The organism is Candidatus Marsarchaeota archaeon (assembly GCA_023485295.1).
In the GTDB taxonomy this organism is placed as follows: domain Archaea; phylum Micrarchaeota; class Micrarchaeia; order Micrarchaeales; family Micrarchaeaceae; genus Micrarchaeum_A.
In genome coordinates, this window is record JAMCZQ010000004.1 from 82,569 (window position 1) to 97,457 (window position 14,889).

General features: G+C 48.1%; 15 protein-coding genes. 12 read left to right on the forward strand and 3 right to left on the reverse strand.

Annotation, left to right across the window (positions count from 1 at the left end; translation table 11 throughout):
- The first annotated feature begins 166 nt into the window (after positions 1 to 166).
- The 11 genes from M1125_02260 to aspS all read left to right on the forward strand — a co-directional run bounded on the left by M1125_02260 (position 167) and on the right by aspS (position 12,199).
- The gene (locus M1125_02260; protein ID MCL5404640.1) at positions 167 to 1,717 is read left to right on the forward strand and encodes a DEAD/DEAH box helicase; all 1,551 of its coding nucleotides are present in this window, start codon (positions 167 to 169) and stop codon (positions 1,715 to 1,717) included.
- Position 1,718: 1 nt separating this feature from the next.
- Positions 1,719 to 3,026 (forward strand): cation:proton antiporter, encoded by a 1,308-nt coding sequence (locus tag M1125_02265; protein ID MCL5404641.1) that lies wholly within the window; start codon positions 1,719 to 1,721, stop codon positions 3,024 to 3,026.
- A 22-nt stretch (positions 3,027 to 3,048) separates the two neighbouring features.
- Complete coding sequence (hjc, locus tag M1125_02270; protein MCL5404642.1) at positions 3,049 to 3,471, forward strand: Holliday junction resolvase Hjc; 423 nt, start codon at positions 3,049 to 3,051, stop codon at positions 3,469 to 3,471.
- 250 nt (positions 3,472 to 3,721) lie between these two features.
- Positions 3,722 to 5,170, forward strand: coding sequence for a DNA primase DnaG (dnaG, locus tag M1125_02275; GenBank protein ID MCL5404643.1), 1,449 nt, complete (start codon positions 3,722 to 3,724; stop codon positions 5,168 to 5,170).
- A 135-nt stretch (positions 5,171 to 5,305) separates the two neighbouring features.
- Positions 5,306 to 5,665, forward strand: a complete 360-nt coding sequence (locus M1125_02280; protein ID MCL5404644.1) for a PadR family transcriptional regulator — start codon at positions 5,306 to 5,308, stop codon at positions 5,663 to 5,665.
- A 5-nt stretch (positions 5,666 to 5,670) separates the two neighbouring features.
- Positions 5,671 to 6,666 (forward strand): ATP-binding cassette domain-containing protein, encoded by a 996-nt coding sequence (locus M1125_02285; protein MCL5404645.1) that lies wholly within the window; start codon positions 5,671 to 5,673, stop codon positions 6,664 to 6,666.
- Positions 6,651 to 7,817 (forward strand): ABC transporter permease, encoded by a 1,167-nt coding sequence (locus M1125_02290; protein MCL5404646.1) that lies wholly within the window; start codon positions 6,651 to 6,653, stop codon positions 7,815 to 7,817. Before M1125_02285 ends, M1125_02290 begins: the two co-directional genes overlap by 16 nt.
- The gene (locus M1125_02295) at positions 7,814 to 9,454 is read left to right on the forward strand and encodes a hypothetical protein (GenBank protein ID MCL5404647.1); all 1,641 of its coding nucleotides are present in this window, start codon (positions 7,814 to 7,816) and stop codon (positions 9,452 to 9,454) included. Before M1125_02290 ends, M1125_02295 begins: the two co-directional genes overlap by 4 nt.
- A 30-nt stretch (positions 9,455 to 9,484) precedes the next feature.
- A complete protein-coding gene (locus M1125_02300; protein ID MCL5404648.1) occupies positions 9,485 to 10,354 on the forward strand; it encodes a hypothetical protein in 870 nt (289 codons plus the stop codon).
- Positions 10,355 to 10,490: 136 nt separating this feature from the next.
- On the forward strand, positions 10,491 to 10,790 hold the full coding sequence (gene albA, locus M1125_02305) for a DNA-binding protein Alba (protein ID MCL5404649.1): 300 nt from the start codon (positions 10,491 to 10,493) through the stop codon (positions 10,788 to 10,790).
- Between the two features lie 116 nt (positions 10,791 to 10,906).
- Positions 10,907 to 12,199 carry an aspartate--tRNA(Asn) ligase gene (aspS, locus tag M1125_02310; protein MCL5404650.1) on the forward strand — a complete coding sequence of 431 codons (1,293 nt, stop codon included), beginning with the start codon at positions 10,907 to 10,909 and terminating at the stop codon, positions 12,197 to 12,199.
- A gap of 5 nt (positions 12,200 to 12,204) precedes the next feature.
- On the opposite strand, the gene M1125_02315 is transcribed toward aspS, so the two are convergent.
- From M1125_02315 to tuf, 3 genes are all read right to left on the reverse strand, one after another.
- Positions 12,205 to 12,495 carry a metal-sulfur cluster assembly factor gene (locus M1125_02315; protein ID MCL5404651.1) on the reverse strand — a complete coding sequence of 97 codons (291 nt, stop codon included), beginning with the start codon at positions 12,493 to 12,495 and terminating at the stop codon, positions 12,205 to 12,207.
- Between the two features lie 134 nt (positions 12,496 to 12,629).
- Positions 12,630 to 12,938: a 30S ribosomal protein S10 gene (gene rpsJ, locus M1125_02320; GenBank protein ID MCL5404652.1), complete on the reverse strand. Its 309-nt coding sequence runs from the start codon at positions 12,936 to 12,938 to the stop codon at positions 12,630 to 12,632.
- 13 nt (positions 12,939 to 12,951) lie between these two features.
- A complete protein-coding gene (gene tuf / locus M1125_02325) occupies positions 12,952 to 14,226 on the reverse strand; it encodes a translation elongation factor EF-1 subunit alpha (protein ID MCL5404653.1) in 1,275 nt (424 codons plus the stop codon).
- Between the two features lie 341 nt (positions 14,227 to 14,567).
- Here tuf and M1125_02330 point away from each other — a divergent pair, with 341 nt between their 5' ends.
- Positions 14,568 to 14,705: a hypothetical protein gene (locus tag M1125_02330; GenBank protein MCL5404654.1), complete on the forward strand. Its 138-nt coding sequence runs from the start codon at positions 14,568 to 14,570 to the stop codon at positions 14,703 to 14,705.
- Positions 14,706 to 14,889 lie beyond the last annotated feature (184 nt).

A 14,889-nucleotide genomic window follows, 5' to 3' on the forward strand; every position in this document is an offset into this window, starting at 1 on the left:
ACGTGGCCTGTAGAGCCAAGAGCTTATTAGGCCAGCATACGCCGGAGAACGGCTTAGGAACAAGATTCCAGGCAATGCCGCCAACAGGCCTAAGCGAAACACCGCAGCATCAATGCTTTATAACTTAGTTCTGAATCTTTAAATAAAACTAATAAAGTGGTAATGCTTGGACTGGTCTGATCTAGAGCCGTATTCAAACATAGTCGACACGTCAAACGCAGAGCCCAGGGCATACCAGATAAACATAATAAAGTCTATCGCAGAAGGCAAGAACGAGCTGGTAGTGCTGCCTACGGGCCTGGGCAAGACGCTCATAGCTATATTTGCAATGGCCATGGCCTTGTACAACGGCAAGAAAGCCCTGATGCTTGCCCCTACTAAGCCTTTAAGCGAGCAGCACTTTGCGTCTCTTTCCTCAACGCTCAAAATAAACAGCGAAGAGATACTGCTGCTTACAGGCGCAACAAAGGCCTCCAAGCGGGCCGAGGCGATAAACGCATCGCGCATAATAATAGGCACGCCGCAGACAGCTGCTAACGACCTGAGCAGGGGCAGGCTGAGCCTGAACGATTTTGGCATAGTGGTATTCGACGAGTGCCACAGGGCCGTTGGCAGGTATGCCTATACGTACATAGCAAACGAGGCAAAGCTGCGCAGCGTGCAGATAATAGGGCTTACCGCGTCTCCAGGAAGCGACAGGAAGAAGATTGCAGAGCTAATCAATACCCTAGGCATAACCAAGATAGAGGTCAAGAGCTCTACAGATCCTGACGTACAGCCATACGTGCATGACAAGACGACAAATACGATATACGTGGACACCTCTCCTGAGATAAAGCAGATAATGTCGATACTGAAGCCGCTGATAAATGCGCACCTGCGCAAGCTCTATGACACTGGGCTTAGCCCATTCGCAGACTTTGAGCGCATGCCTAAGCGTAGATTCCTAGAGATAGGGGATTTGATAAAGAAGATAGAAGCCCATAACTACAAGTTTGCAGCAATATTCAACTATGTATACGTGCTTGACCTGGTGCATGCATACGACCTTGTCTCGACAGAGGGCCTTTATCCATTTGCAAGCTACATAAATTCGTTGAAGTCCAAGGAGAAAAAGAGCAAGGTGGTTGAAAGCATAATAAAAAATCCGGAAATTTCAAGGGCCCTGGAAATAGCGGAATCTGGAATGCGTGCAGGCCTCGAGCATCCAAAAATGCTGAAGCTTGTAGAACTGCTTAGGACAAGCCTTTCAGGCAAAAGCATTATCATATTCGCCCAGTTCCGCTCCACAATCAAGGCGATCGTGGAAGCGCTGAACAGCAACGGCATGAATGCACGTGGGTTCATAGGCCGCAAGGAGGGCATAACGCAGGCGGACCAGGCAGCAATAATCAAGGAATTTAGGGAGAAGAAATTTGACATACTTGTTGCTACGTCCATAGGCGAGGAAGGTCTAGACATACCTGCTGTCGACTGCGTAATATTCTACGAGCCAATACCGAGCGAGATACGGAGCATACAGCGCAAGGGCAGGGCCGGCAGATTCAAATTCGGCGAAGTGATAATACTCGTCGCAAGGGCCACGAAGGACGAAGGCTATCTTATGATATCCCGCATAAGGGAGAAAAGGATGCTGGATACTATTATAAAGATAAGGGACCAAATGGAAAACGGTACATACAGGAACGCCAAGCCATTGCGGCAGGCGAGGCTTTGAGATGCTGAATTACGAAATAGTTTTCATGTTCATAGCGGGAGTCGCGTTCCTAGGGTTCATACTCAATGCGCTATTCGACAAGCTAAACATAACTAGCGTGCTGCCGCTTATGCTCATAGGCCTGCTGATAGGCCCTGTGCTGAAAATAGTGCCTACTGGACCTACAAGCACGATAGCACAGCTTACACCTTATGTGACTGCGCTTGCCGTAGCATTCATACTCTTTGACGTAGGCATAAACCTGCGCGTATCAAATATAAAGGCGGTTTTCAAAAGGGCAACAGGATTCACATTCGGCCTTGCCACAATGACAGGCATAATAGTAGGAGTGGTAACGTTCTTCGCTACGCACTATACGCTGGGATGGAGCATAATCGATTCTTTCATATTCAGCTTCGCGCTTTCAGGCCCAAGCAGCATAATAGTGCCAACGCTCGTTAAAGTAATAAAAATGAGCGACGAGCTGAAGACTACGCTGCTCTATGAAAGCGTAGCCTCTGATACGCTGGAGCTCATAATACCTATACTGCTCTTGGACATACTTGCGAGCGCTTCAATCACTGGCTTTGCGATAGCAGGCTTGGTTATCGACGCAGTGGTAGGCTCCATAGTGCTCGGGGTCCTGTTTGCAATATTCTGGCTATTCCTGCTTGGCAGGTTCAAGAATTACAGCGAGGATTACGCATGGATGCTCACTATAGCAATGGTGATTGCGACATACGGGATAGCGCAATTTATAGGTGCCAACGGTGCAATAACTATATTTGTATTCGGAATATTGTTCAGCAATATAGGTTCGGTCAAGCCCAAGGCTGGCGTTGCCCATGAGCCCACATTCATTGAGCGCTATCTTTCTATACCATACAGCATAGACCATGTAAAGGAGTACCAGAAGGAAATAGTGTTCTTCACGAGCACGTTCTTTTTCGTTTACATAGGAATGCTCTTTGCATTGGGCAACGCAACGCTGCCGCTCTTCATATTCGCTCTGCTCATAGCATTCGTCATAATGCTCATAAGGTTCGAGGGTGCAGGCATGCTGAAGCAGTACCTTTCTAATGATGACAAAGAGGCATACAGGCAGAAGCAGTTCATATCATACAACATAGCCAGGGGCCTTTCGCCAGCCATAGTTGCAACATTGCCGCTTGCATACGGCATAACAATACCTGGATTTCTTGATGCGATGTTCATAGTAATACTGTTTACAAACATACTCTCAACATTCGGCATAATGATATCATACAAGAAAAAGCAGCCTGAGATAATCTCGGCCCAGAAGCGCCAGGCGCCCGCGGTGCCGGTATGAAAATTTTAAGAATGGTATATGCATGCACAGATATGTAAAAGGGGCCAGGAGCGAGCGTGAACTGATCAATGCATTCTATGAGAAGAATTTTTCAGTGATGAGAAGCGCAGGCAGCGGCGTGAATTCCCTAAGCCCTGACATAATAGTATTCAGAGGCGGCAAAGGCTACGCGTTCGAGTGCAAGGCCTGGAACAGGTCAAGCCTGTCCATAGAAAGGGAAAAGTACGAAGTGCTGAAGCGCTGGGAGGCGAACACGAAAATGAACACCTTTATCGCATGGAGGATGAATTCCAAGGGCTGGTTCTTCATAAAGCTGGACGAAATGAAAAAGACCGAAAAAAATTATACCGTAACAAAGTCGACCGCCATGGGAATAGGGCGCAATCTGGGAAGCATAATAGCCGATTCGGAATATCTGGAGGGCCAAAAAATCGTATTGCCCTAGCAGAGGCAATATATAAATAATTATGCTGCATATTTCTAATTATAAGATAAAGCATCCAAGGACTGTCATAATAAATGCTCTAAACGGAGTGTGATTATGAATCAAATCTATTATGATTTTAGAATATTTCGTTCTGCAAAGCACGGATTGCAATGCGCAGCCGTGCCAGAATTAGCAGGGCTGAGCATTGTTTTTGACTAGTCCTTAAAGCATGGCAATGAGCCATCGGATGCCGTCCAAAGTGATTGAGATGGCAAAGACTTACATAGACATAGTAAAATACATGGTAGAGGCAAGATTTGAGATTCTTGGCTCTGTAGAAAAGCCTGACATAATAGGCGCGGTTTTCGGCCAAACTGAAGGCCTTCTGGGGGCTGACTTGGACCTCAGGGAGCTGCAGAAGAATGGCAAGATAGGCAGGATAGAAATAGAAAGCGCATCGTCAAACAACAAGACCTACGGCAAGCTGCTTCTTCCTTCATCATTGGGCAAGGTTGAGACCTGCATACTGGCTGCGGCAATAGAATCAGTGGACCGCGTAGGGCCGTTCGAGACCGCCTTTAAGATAGAGAAGATAAGCGACACAAGGGAGGAGAAGCGCGTAAAGGTGATAAACAGGGCCAAGGAGCTGGTCAAGAACCTGCTGGAAAACGTCATACCGGATAGCAAGGAGATAAGCGAGCTTGTGGAATCCGATGTAAAATCCAGCACCGTGACACATTACGGCCCTGACAATCTGCCTGCAGGCCCAGATATAGCAAAAAGCGACAGCATAATAATAGTCGAAGGCAGGGCAGATGTCGTGAACCTTCTGAAAAACGACATAACTAACTGCGTGGCTGTCGGTGGCGCAACCGGCACAATACCAAAGACAGTGGTAGACCTGTGCGGCCAGAAGGACGTCACGCTGTTCCTTGACGGCGACCGCGGCGGCGACATAATATTCAAGAGCATATCAAATGTGGCCGAGGTTGACTATATAGCAAGGGCGCCTGACGGAAAGGAGGTCGAGGAGCTTACAAGAAAGGAGATAATAAAGGCCCTTAGGTCCAGGGTGCCGTTCGAGCAGACTGCAATAGGAAAGGCCCAGGCCAGGGAGGAGCACGAACACGAGCATGAAGGCAACAACCACAGCAACCATTACCAGCCGCAGCAAAAGCAGTACCAGCAGCAAAGGCAGAGGTATGGCTCGCAGCGCACGCAGCAGAGCTATGAGCAGCAGCCTGCCCAGAAGGAAGAGCAGGAGCGCAGCCAGATACTCAGCCCAACGCAGATCGCGCACAGGCTCTCTGACCAAACTACAGAGCCAAATGGGCATGATGATGCTGGCGCCCTCACTGAAGTGGAGATAGACAAGCAGCATCAGGGAATAGCAGGAGTGGAAAACATAGAGTTTGCAAAAAAGCAGCCGCCCCAGGAATCTGAAAAGTACATAAGCGCCCTGGCAGAGCTGAAAAACACGCTGCGCGGCAGGCTTTATGATTCTTCCGGCAAGCTTATAAGCGAGGTGCCGATACGCGAGCTGATGCAAGCGATACAGGAAGCTCCAGCGGTATCATCTATAGTGTTCGACGGGATAATAACACAAAGGCTTGTTGACCTTGCAAATTCCAAGAGTGCGAAGGCAATATACGGCATAAGGGCAAGCCAGATATCTAGGAAATACGATTCGCTATTCCTGTATACGCAGGAGGGCTAGGGCAGCAGTGCTGTCCTGGCTGTCAAGCCTTGCGAACTGCCGCAAGCCATTGATTCCTACTTGTAGAAGTCTTACTAGTTTGAAAGTAAACTAATTTATATTTAAACTATTTAAAAATAGGATAGGGTAAATGGAATGCAGCCGGAGAAAGCGCGAAAAAACGGATTCATGAACAAGGAGATGCGCCGCATGATAATAAAGCTGGTGCTTCTGTCGAAGCTCAAGGCCAAGAAATGCTATACGTACGAGCTTATAAGCATGGTCGGAAGCAGCGGCAAGGCCCACGCTTTCGGCATAGAGAAGCCAGAGCTCAAGAACGACATATACAATACGATGCACGCGCTTGAAAAATCAGGCTACATAAAGCTCTCAGAATCGAAAAACAGTTCAAACAAAAGGTATTATGAGATAACTCCAGAGGGCAGAGCCGCGCTCCAGAAGTCCAAGGGCCTAATGATAAGATACATGCGCGAGCTTGTCAAAATCATAAGGTGACGTTCATGCCAAGGGACATAATAGAACTCAGCAACGTTGTTAAAAAATTCGGAGATTTCACCGCAGTGGACGGCATAAGCCTTAGCGTCAAGGAGGGCGAGATATTCGGTTTGCTGGGTCCCAACGGGGCTGGGAAGACAACCACGATAAACATGCTGTTGGGCCTTCTTACTCAAACTTCCGGAACGATAAAGATCGATGGAATGGACATGAAGCACAACTCCGAAGCGATAAAGCAAAGCATGGGCCTGATGACGCAGGAAACGGTTGTAGACGGCGACCTTACGGCAGTCCAGAACCTTGACATATTCGCTGAGCTTTACAACATGGGCGTTGAGGAAAAGGAAAAGGCAATCCAGCATGCACTGGAAGAGGCAAACCTCCTGGATTTCAAGGACGAGAAAGCTGGCTCGTTCTCTGGAGGCATGCAAAGGAGGCTCAACCTGGTAAAGTCAATGCTTCATAACCCGCACATACTTGTGCTTGACGAGCCTACGACTGGCTTGGATGTGCAGAACAGGGTGTCAATGTGGGAAGACATACGCAAGCTCAACAGGAACGGAGTTACAGTAATACTTACAACGCAGTACCTTGAGGAAGCAGACTCGCTGTGCAATAGGATAGCGATTATAGACCACGGCGAAATAAAGGCGCTCGGCACTCCGTCAGAGCTGAAGAAGATGGTTACCGAAGGCAGCGTCATAGACGTATCACTTAAGTTTGAGGACATAGAAAAGGCATCGCGAGTCATAGAAGCGAAGCTTGGCGTGCGGCCGCGCGTTGTGGCTGACAGGCTGAGCCTGAACGTAAAAAGGGAGGACATAAAAACGCTGAGCAGCGTCATATCCATCTTGGAGAAGGAGAAGATACCAATAATATCTATAGCAATGCACCTGCCGACGCTTGACGATGTTTTCATAAAGCTGACAGGCGCAACGATACGCGATACCCTTGGCGAGCAGCAGTCTGCAGCGTCAAAGGTCATGTGGAGGAGGAGATAATGTCCAATGTTGTAAGCGACACGCTGAAAAAGGCATACATACTGTATAAGCGCGACATGCTGATCTTCAAGAGCAATCTCAGGCCCAACCTTGTCAGGACTATACTCTTCCCGCTGATAATACTCATATTCTTCAGCAATATAGGCGCTGTCCCGCATAATGTGCCTGTAGGAGTGGTGAACAATGCAAACAGCCAGGATTCATACGAGCTGATGCAGGCACTGTATGCCGGCACGTCACAAGGCTCTTTCAAGCTTATATCGATTCCATCATTGCAGCAGGGCCTTTCCGAAGTGAATTCAGGCCAGGTTGCCCTTCTTCTCGTAATAAATCCTACTTTGGGCACTACATCCTCTGCAACATCAATACTAGCTTACTATAGCAGCCCTGATGCCTCAACAGTGGAGGAAATACTGCCGGCAATAAGCAGCATCGCAGCCGGGTCCGGCTCCAAGATAGCTGCAAAAAGCATTGAACCTGCGTCATTAATGCCATCCCAGCCGCAAACGCAGTTCGTGCCTACTCTGACATCCGGCCTGTCTACGAACTATGAGGACTTTCTTGTAGGCGGCGTAATAGCACTGGTTGCCGTATTTGGCACACTTTTCGGCGGGGGATTCACTCTCATAACTGACAAGCAGCTTGGAAACCTAAAAGCCATACTGATAGCGCCGGTCAACCGCTCATCCGTCATGCTCGGCAAGACGCTGTATACCCTTACGCTTGCGGTGATAAGCACTGCGCTCGTGCTTTTCATATCGCTGTTCTTCGGTACCACAATACTGATGGGCATCCTTGGCGTATTCTGGATTTTTGTGCTTGTGCTGCTGCTGACTCTCGGCTTTACTGGCATTTCCCTTACTCTGGCATCCAAGGTCAAAAAGCCCGAAATCTACGCGATATTCACGCAGACGATCGCGCTGCCATTGTGGTTCCTGAGCGGAGCATTCTTCCCAACTACTTCAATGCCTGAATGGATGCAGATCATATCGGTCTTCAATCCTATGACATACGCAGTAAAGGGGATAAGGGATGTTATGATAATAGGCGCATACCCTCTGGGCACAGCGCTCGCACAGATAGCCATACTTGGGCTGTTCTCGATAATAATGCTTGGCATTTCAATAAAAACGTTTAGGGTGCAAATATGAAAAATACAAACAAGGAAATTTACAGCATATTGGGCGCAATGCTGATGGCAATGCTGCTGCTTTCGATGCAGACTGGAATGGCCTCAGCCCAGCAGGCTTCTGCAGAAGGCACACCGCTTTCCATAACGAACCTTCAGGTTTCTCCAACGCCAGTTGTTGCAGGCGACACTGTAAATATTTCGTTCCAGCTGTTCAACTCGTATTCGCAGCCTTTGACTGACGTAAACATACAGCTCGTATCGCCTGACCAGATACTTAATGTGTCGCCCCAGTATAGTTCTATAGCTACAAGCATAGGCACCGGCCTTGTTGGGGCAATAGGCGTCGACGAGTTCAGCTATGCTATCCATATACCCTCTACATTGCCTGCAGGCGAATACACCATATACGTAGTTTCTACCTACAGGACAGTTGAGACCTCTGCCACAGGGCAAAACATAGACACTCCTGGCGAGTCTGAAATACCTATAGACATATACGTATACGGAAAGCCTGCAATAACTGCAACTGCGTTGCCCTCTACGCAGATTACCCCTGGCAACCCGTTTGAGCTTGGCATCACGCTCTCAAACGCAGGCACCGATACAGCAATGAATGTCACAATGCAGCTTCATGGCGCTTCTGGGCTTGCCATAACCGGCACGCCGAAATTCAGCCTGGGCACCATGGCAGTCGGCGTACCGATAAGCATCGATGAGCCGATGTTTGCGCTGGACAACCTGAGCAACGGCGTCCATAACATTACAGCAACCATCGACTACACGAACGAGCTGGGCCATCGGATGAGCGAGAATGTCACAATGCCCATAAGCGTGGCGCTGAATGTGCCGCACATAACGGTTAGCCTCATAGGCTCGATGCCTCCGGAGCTTTACGCCGGTTCTAACCAGAGCCTGCAGCTGCAGATAGAGAATTCCGGCACAGGCGAGGCAAGGAACGTAAGCGTAAGCTTTACTGGCAGCCCGAGCATAGACGTAGGCAGCAGCGTGGACCATTTCTTCATAAGCAGCCTTCCGTCAGGTGCTTCTGCAACGGAAGAGCTGTACATAAACTCGTACTCAGACAACTTCAGCAACACGTCAATAACCGCAAATGCGCATTACTGGAATGCAGACCTAAGCACCGCCTTCAATACGACAGAGCCTATCAGCATACACGTGCAGCCGTCAGCAATATTCAACATCACTTCAGAAGCGGCTTCGCTCAATCCGGGCGCAACATATGTGCCTATAACAGTAACGGTAAGGAACACAGGAAACGAGGAGGCGCAGGCAGTGCTTCTGACGCTTGAAAGCGTATATCCGATAAGCACTGTATCATCCACCAACTACATAAATTCGCTGGCGCCAGGGGCTTCTGAAAACGCTACTTTCTACGTTAGCGTTGACAGCAACGGCAAGCCCGGCAGCTACCCGATAACCCTGTACGAGCAGTGGAAGCAGCCAAACAGCCCGCAAGGCCAGGAATTCGTAGGCTCAAGCTTTTACTATGCAAAAGTGGAATCATCCTCAAGCACAGCAGGCATAGCTGAAGAGGCTATTGCGATAGTCGCGGTTATAATAATTATTGTGGTGGCTGTCCGCGTATCAAGGAAGCGCAAAATGTCGCACTCCGAAAAGCCAAAAAGAAAGGTATAAATTGTTATGAACAGCTTATAAAGTGATTGCGTGGCAGTGGAGAATGCAATACTGGATCAGGCACTGAAAAAATACGGAATTCCAGAATGGGTCAAGCCATATGTCTACACTTACATAAAGTCCGACCCGTTGAATGCTGTAAGGAAAGGCCTAAGCTTCATAGACGTGAAGCGCAAGCGCGGCAAGGTGACGAACGCCTATGTAGAGCTGCCAAATTCAGTGAAATTCGAGCTCGATGACCTGGTGTACATAATAAGCATGTTCTACCATGGAGAGGAAGAAAGCACCAAGGTGCTGCGCCTATGGCTTAAGGACGCGCAGGACTTCCAATATAAAGAGTACGCCGAGCATTTCGAGGCAATGGCAGCAAGCGCAGAAAAGCAGGCAAGGGCTATAAAGAACATGCTTGAGGGCCTGGGCAAAAAGAGCAACCAGATAAACCCCGTAGTGCAGCGCATATTCGATTACATGAAGGACATAAGGGAATGGCCTGAGCGCATAATAGCTTATGACATAATAATAAAGAAGTCGTACGGCAGCACTTTCGGCTCAATATTCTACAAAGTGTTTTATCCTGTGATGCCGGAATACATGCGCACGTTCGGAAAGGCGTTCAATTCGGATGAAAGCATTGCATCCTGGGGCGAAGCCGAGGCCGCAAGGCTAATCCGCGAAGGCGCAGTAAATGCTGCAACACTGGAGCGGCTGTTCGGGGACATGCTTCCGATGATATCTGAATCGGTCAATGCAAACCTTGGCATTGCCGAAAAGGTCGGCATAAAGCAGGAAGTGCTTCTGCTCAGGGACATAGCGGTTGCGTATCCGTTGCAGTTCGCAAAGGAGAACGGCCTCGAGATAGATATCAATGCATTTATGAAGGATGCATTGCAGCGCAAATAGCTGTCCGCACCAATCGGTGGCGCAAAGCCGCAGAATGCATCAAATATAAATATCTGAGCGATAAAACACTTAATAAACAAGGCGGCAGCAATGACCAGCCTCAAACAATGTGGTATAAAATATAACAAGTGATAACATGGCAGGAAATGAAATATCAGAGGACGCAAGAAAGGAGAATGTAATATACATTGGAAAGAAGCCGACAATGAACTATGTGCTGGCCGTAGTGACCCAATTCAACAGCGGCATGCCGGAAGTGACAATAAAGGCCAGGGGCAACGCCATCTCAAGGGCGGTGGACGTAAAGGAAATCGTAATGAACAAGTTTTTGCCTGACATAAAGGAGAAGAGCATAAAGACATCTTCCGAGGACCTTACGAATGAGGATGGCACAAGGTCGAAGGTCAGTGCAATACAGATAGTGCTTGCAAAGTAAGCACTGCCTCTTTTTATTGCATGCTGCAGGCTTATTGCCTGCACGCAGAAAGCTATAAAATCTTTCCAAAAGAAATAAATTCGGCTTTTTGCAAATCTTAAATACGAAGTGCTCAAATGATACGCTCAAATTTCATAAGCGAATTGTCCCAAAGCATGGACGGCAAGGAGGTCACAATAGCTGGCTGGGTGCACGAAGTGCGCGAACTCGGGAAATTGACATTCCTGCTATTGAAAGATATGACTGGCATAGCCCAAGTCGTGGCAAAGAAGGGCGAGGCCAGCGAGTCTATTATAAGCGCCCTTTCCGTGCCTAAGGAAAGCGTTCTAAGCGTCACAGGCACTGTAAAGGCGAACAAGGAATCCAGGTTTGGAGGGGTTGAAATAATCCCAAAAACAGTCGCGAATCTGAACCCGCTTTCGATGCGCATACCTTTCGAAGTCACTGGCAAGGTGCCTGTGGAGCTTGACGTAAGGCTTAACTACAGGTATATAGACCTGAGAAGGATCCAAACCGCTGCTATATTCAAGATAGAATCCACAATACTAAATTCGTTCAGGCAGTTTTTCTACGATCAGGGATTTAACGAGATAAGGCCCTCCTCCATAGTGGCAGAGGCTACCGAGGGCGGTGCAGAGCTTTTCGAGCTCAAATATTTCGAGAGCAAGGCGTTCCTTGCGCAGTCGCCGCAGCTTTACAAGCAGCTCGCAATAATAGGCGGGCTTGACAAAGTGTTCATGGTAATGCCAATATACAGGGCAGAGAAGTCCAACGACACGTATCACTTGAACGAAGTAACGCAGATGGACATAGAGATAGGGTTTGCGGACCATAACGATGCGATCTCGCTTCTGGGAAAAACGCTAGTAAAGATAATATCTGACGTAAGAAGCAAGAACGTAAGCGATCTTGAAGCGTTAAACGTTGACTTAAAGGTGCCAAAGGTTACCACTGTCACATACTCTGAGGTTGTCGAGGGGCTTAAGGCGCACGGCGAGGATATAAAATTCGGCTCCGACTTCTCAAGGGAGCACGAGCTCAAGATAGGCGAGCTGTTCGGGGAAGCGGTAATAGTGACGGAATATCCAACTGCAGTAAGGGCATTCTATTCAATGCCGAAGGAAGGCAATCCAGAGCTATCCAACAGCTTCGACCTAATATACAAAGGCCTTGAGATATCAAGCGGAGCGCAGCGCATACACATGCCAGAGATGCTAATACAGGCAATAAGGAAAAAGGGGCTCGACCCAAAGAATTTCGACTTTTATATAAACGCTTTCAGGTGCGGGGCTCCTCCGCATGCCGGCTGGTCGATAGGGATGGAGAGGCTGGCAATGCGCATAACAAACTCGCAGAACATAAGGGAATGTGCAATGTTTCCGCGGGACAGGAAGCGCCTGTCTCCGTAAGCATTTCAGGTCCTGTACTTCAGCTCGTCGCTCATCATTTCAGGGCTCCACATCGGGTCCCAAACAAGCTCCAGCTCCACCTTGCCGACGCCGCTTAATGCTTCGAGCCTGAGCTGGGCGTCGGCCAGTATAAGGGAAGTAACAGGGCACATTGCGCTGGTCATGGTCAAAGTTACCTTGACCTCGTTGCCCGTTATGTTTATGCCATATATAAGGCCGAGGTTGACTATGTCGGCATCCAGTTCAGGATCCTTGCACTGCCTGAGCGCCTCAACGACATCGCTTTTGCTGACCATTGCAATCACTAAACACTAAAAGAGAGCGCATTTCATATTTTAATCTTTCTGCAAAAACCTTTTCAAAGTGTATATTTTCTGCTGTGCTGCAAGGAATCCGCGGGACCAAGCAAAAAAGAAAAGGAATAGAATAATCAGGTGAGGGCAATCTCTATCTGCACACTGTCAGGCACTGGTATGCGCATTATCTGCCGCAATGCCTGATCGTTTGCGTGCACCTGTATGAGCCTTTTATGGATCCTAAGCTCCCATTTCTCGAAAGTGTGGCTGCCGTCTGCGCCAGGAGCCTTCCTAACCGCATGCCTTATCCTTTTGGTCGGCAGCGGTATCGGGCCGTTAACCTTTACGCCTATGGACTGCGCAATGTCCTTTATCTGCTTCATTACGCTGTCCGCATCGTTTTTAGAGATGCTTGCAAGCTTTATAACGGCAACTCCTCTCATTTAATCACGCGGCTCATTTCTGTGCAGGCGTTATGTCGAGTATGACGCCTGCGCCAACCGTCTCGCCCATATCCCTTATGGCGAATCTTCCAAGCTGCGGGAATTCGCTGTATCTCTCAACTGCTATTGGCTTTGTTGGCTTTATCTTTACGACAGCTATGTCGCCCGTTTTTATCGTCTCAGGGTTTTTCTCAGTAACCTGCCCTGTCTTTGGATCCTTCTTTTCGAGTATGTCCACTATGGTGCATGCAATCTGCGCAGTGTGTATGTGGAACACCGGAGTATAGCCCTTTGCTATGACATTCTGATGGTGCAGCACTATTATCTGAGCGGTGAACTCCGAAGCAACTGTCGGCGGATTGTTTGACGGGCCGACCACATCGCCTCTTTTAATGTCCTTCCTGTCTACGCCCTTTATGTTGAATCCTATATTGTCTCCAGGCTCGGCCTTCTGCAGCTGCTGGTGGTGCATTTCTATGCTCTTGACTTCGGTCTTGACACCGCTTGGCATTATGATTATCGAATCGCCTGGCTTCACAACGCCAGTCTCGACCCTGCCTACCGGCACTGTGCCGAAACCTGATATGCTGTAAACATCCTGTATCGGAAGGCGCAAAGGCTTGTCTACAGGCTTTGGAGGCACTGTAAGCAGGTCAAGCGAGCCTAGCAGCGTAGGGCCGTTATACCATGGCATTTTGTCTGATTTTGCGGCTATGTTATCTCCCTGCAAAGCAGAATACGGTATGAAATTTATGCTGTCTACGTTCTTGTAGCCGAGGGACTTGAGCAGCTGTGTTACGTTCGCCTTTGCTTCCTCGAACTTCTTCTGGTCGTAGTTCGCAGCATCCATCTTGTTTACTCCGACTATTATCTGGCCTATTCCAAGAACATTTGCCAGTATTGCGTGCTCCCTTGTCTGTGACTGGACGCCATCGACTGCGCTTACAACGAGCACAGCTGCATCAGCCTGGCTAGCTCCTGTAATCATGTTCTTGACGAAATCCCTGTGCCCTGGTGCATCTATTATAGTAAAATAATACTTTGGAGTCTGGAAATCCTTATGCATTATGTCTATTGTTATACCCCTCTCTCGCTCCTCCTTGAGCTGGTCCATAACGAACGCGAACTCGAAAGTAGGCCTGTTGAGCTGCTGTGTAAGCTCCTTGTAGCGCTGGATATCCCTGTCTGTAATAACGTGTGTTTCGTAAAGCAATCTCCCTACTGTCGTAGATTTGCCATGGTCTACGTGACCTATGAAAATCAAATTCATGTGTGGTTTTTCTGACATGTGTTTCACCAAATTATTATATATATTCAAACTTTTTTTGCATAGTTCTGCTTGGTATTTTCATTCGTTATAATGCCCGCTGCCAATCGGCAAATGCCATAACTCGAACTTCAAAAACCCATGGATTGACTATAGCAATGGATTAAATCGCCGCGGTTGCCATAAAAAGGCGCATTCACGCGTGCTTTTATGTACTGCTGACAAAATAACCTGTTTTATTTAAGCTAAGATAAATATATAAATCTTTATATAACGCCTCGGCGTATCGCATTTCCGTCGATGCGGCAGCAATGCGCAGGATTCCACGCTGCGGTCAGAAAAGCTTATATATCTTTAGGCGAGTGTATAAATGCATACCTTCTCAGGTGATTCAAATGCCGAAAAAAGAGGACGAAGACGACGAAGAGGACGAAGACGACGAAGACGACGAAGACGACGAAGACGAGGACGACGAGGACGACGACAGCGAGGATTACTAAACATTGCCACAGCACTAAGCTATGCAGCACAAGCATTTTTGTTTTTTTATTTTGCGAGCGTTATTTGTACCTAAGCTAATTGTTTTGACTTTATTTTCCAGCTCCTAATTCTTATTTTTGTTTTACTCATTAATTTGCAGCGTCCAAATCGCTGCACCAAGCCTTGGCGCGAAGCGGTGCAGCG

Bases quoted from the DNA above. Each gene is read 5' to 3' on its own strand.
- M1125_02265 (MCL5404641.1), top strand. From the start codon at position 1,719: ATGCTGAATTACGAAATAGTTTTCATGTTCATAGCGGGAGTCGCGTTC.
- hjc (MCL5404642.1), top strand. From the start codon at position 3,049: ATGCACAGATATGTAAAAGGGGCCAGGAGCGAGCGTGAACTGATCAAT.
- dnaG (MCL5404643.1), top strand. From the start codon at position 3,722: ATGGCAAAGACTTACATAGACATAGTAAAATACATGGTAGAGGCAAGA.
- M1125_02280 (MCL5404644.1), top strand. From the start codon at position 5,306: ATGCAGCCGGAGAAAGCGCGAAAAAACGGATTCATGAACAAGGAGATG.
- M1125_02285 (MCL5404645.1), top strand. From the start codon at position 5,671: ATGCCAAGGGACATAATAGAACTCAGCAACGTTGTTAAAAAATTCGGA.
- M1125_02295 (MCL5404647.1), top strand. From the start codon at position 7,814: ATGAAAAATACAAACAAGGAAATTTACAGCATATTGGGCGCAATGCTG.
- albA (MCL5404649.1), top strand. From the start codon at position 10,491: ATGGCAGGAAATGAAATATCAGAGGACGCAAGAAAGGAGAATGTAATA.
- aspS (MCL5404650.1), top strand. From the start codon at position 10,907: ATGATACGCTCAAATTTCATAAGCGAATTGTCCCAAAGCATGGACGGC.
- M1125_02315 (MCL5404651.1), bottom strand. From the start codon at position 12,495: ATGGTCAGCAAAAGCGATGTCGTTGAGGCGCTCAGGCAGTGCAAGGAT.
- rpsJ (MCL5404652.1), bottom strand. From the start codon at position 12,938: ATGAGAGGAGTTGCCGTTATAAAGCTTGCAAGCATCTCTAAAAACGAT.
- tuf (MCL5404653.1), bottom strand. From the start codon at position 14,226: ATGTCAGAAAAACCACACATGAATTTGATTTTCATAGGTCACGTAGAC.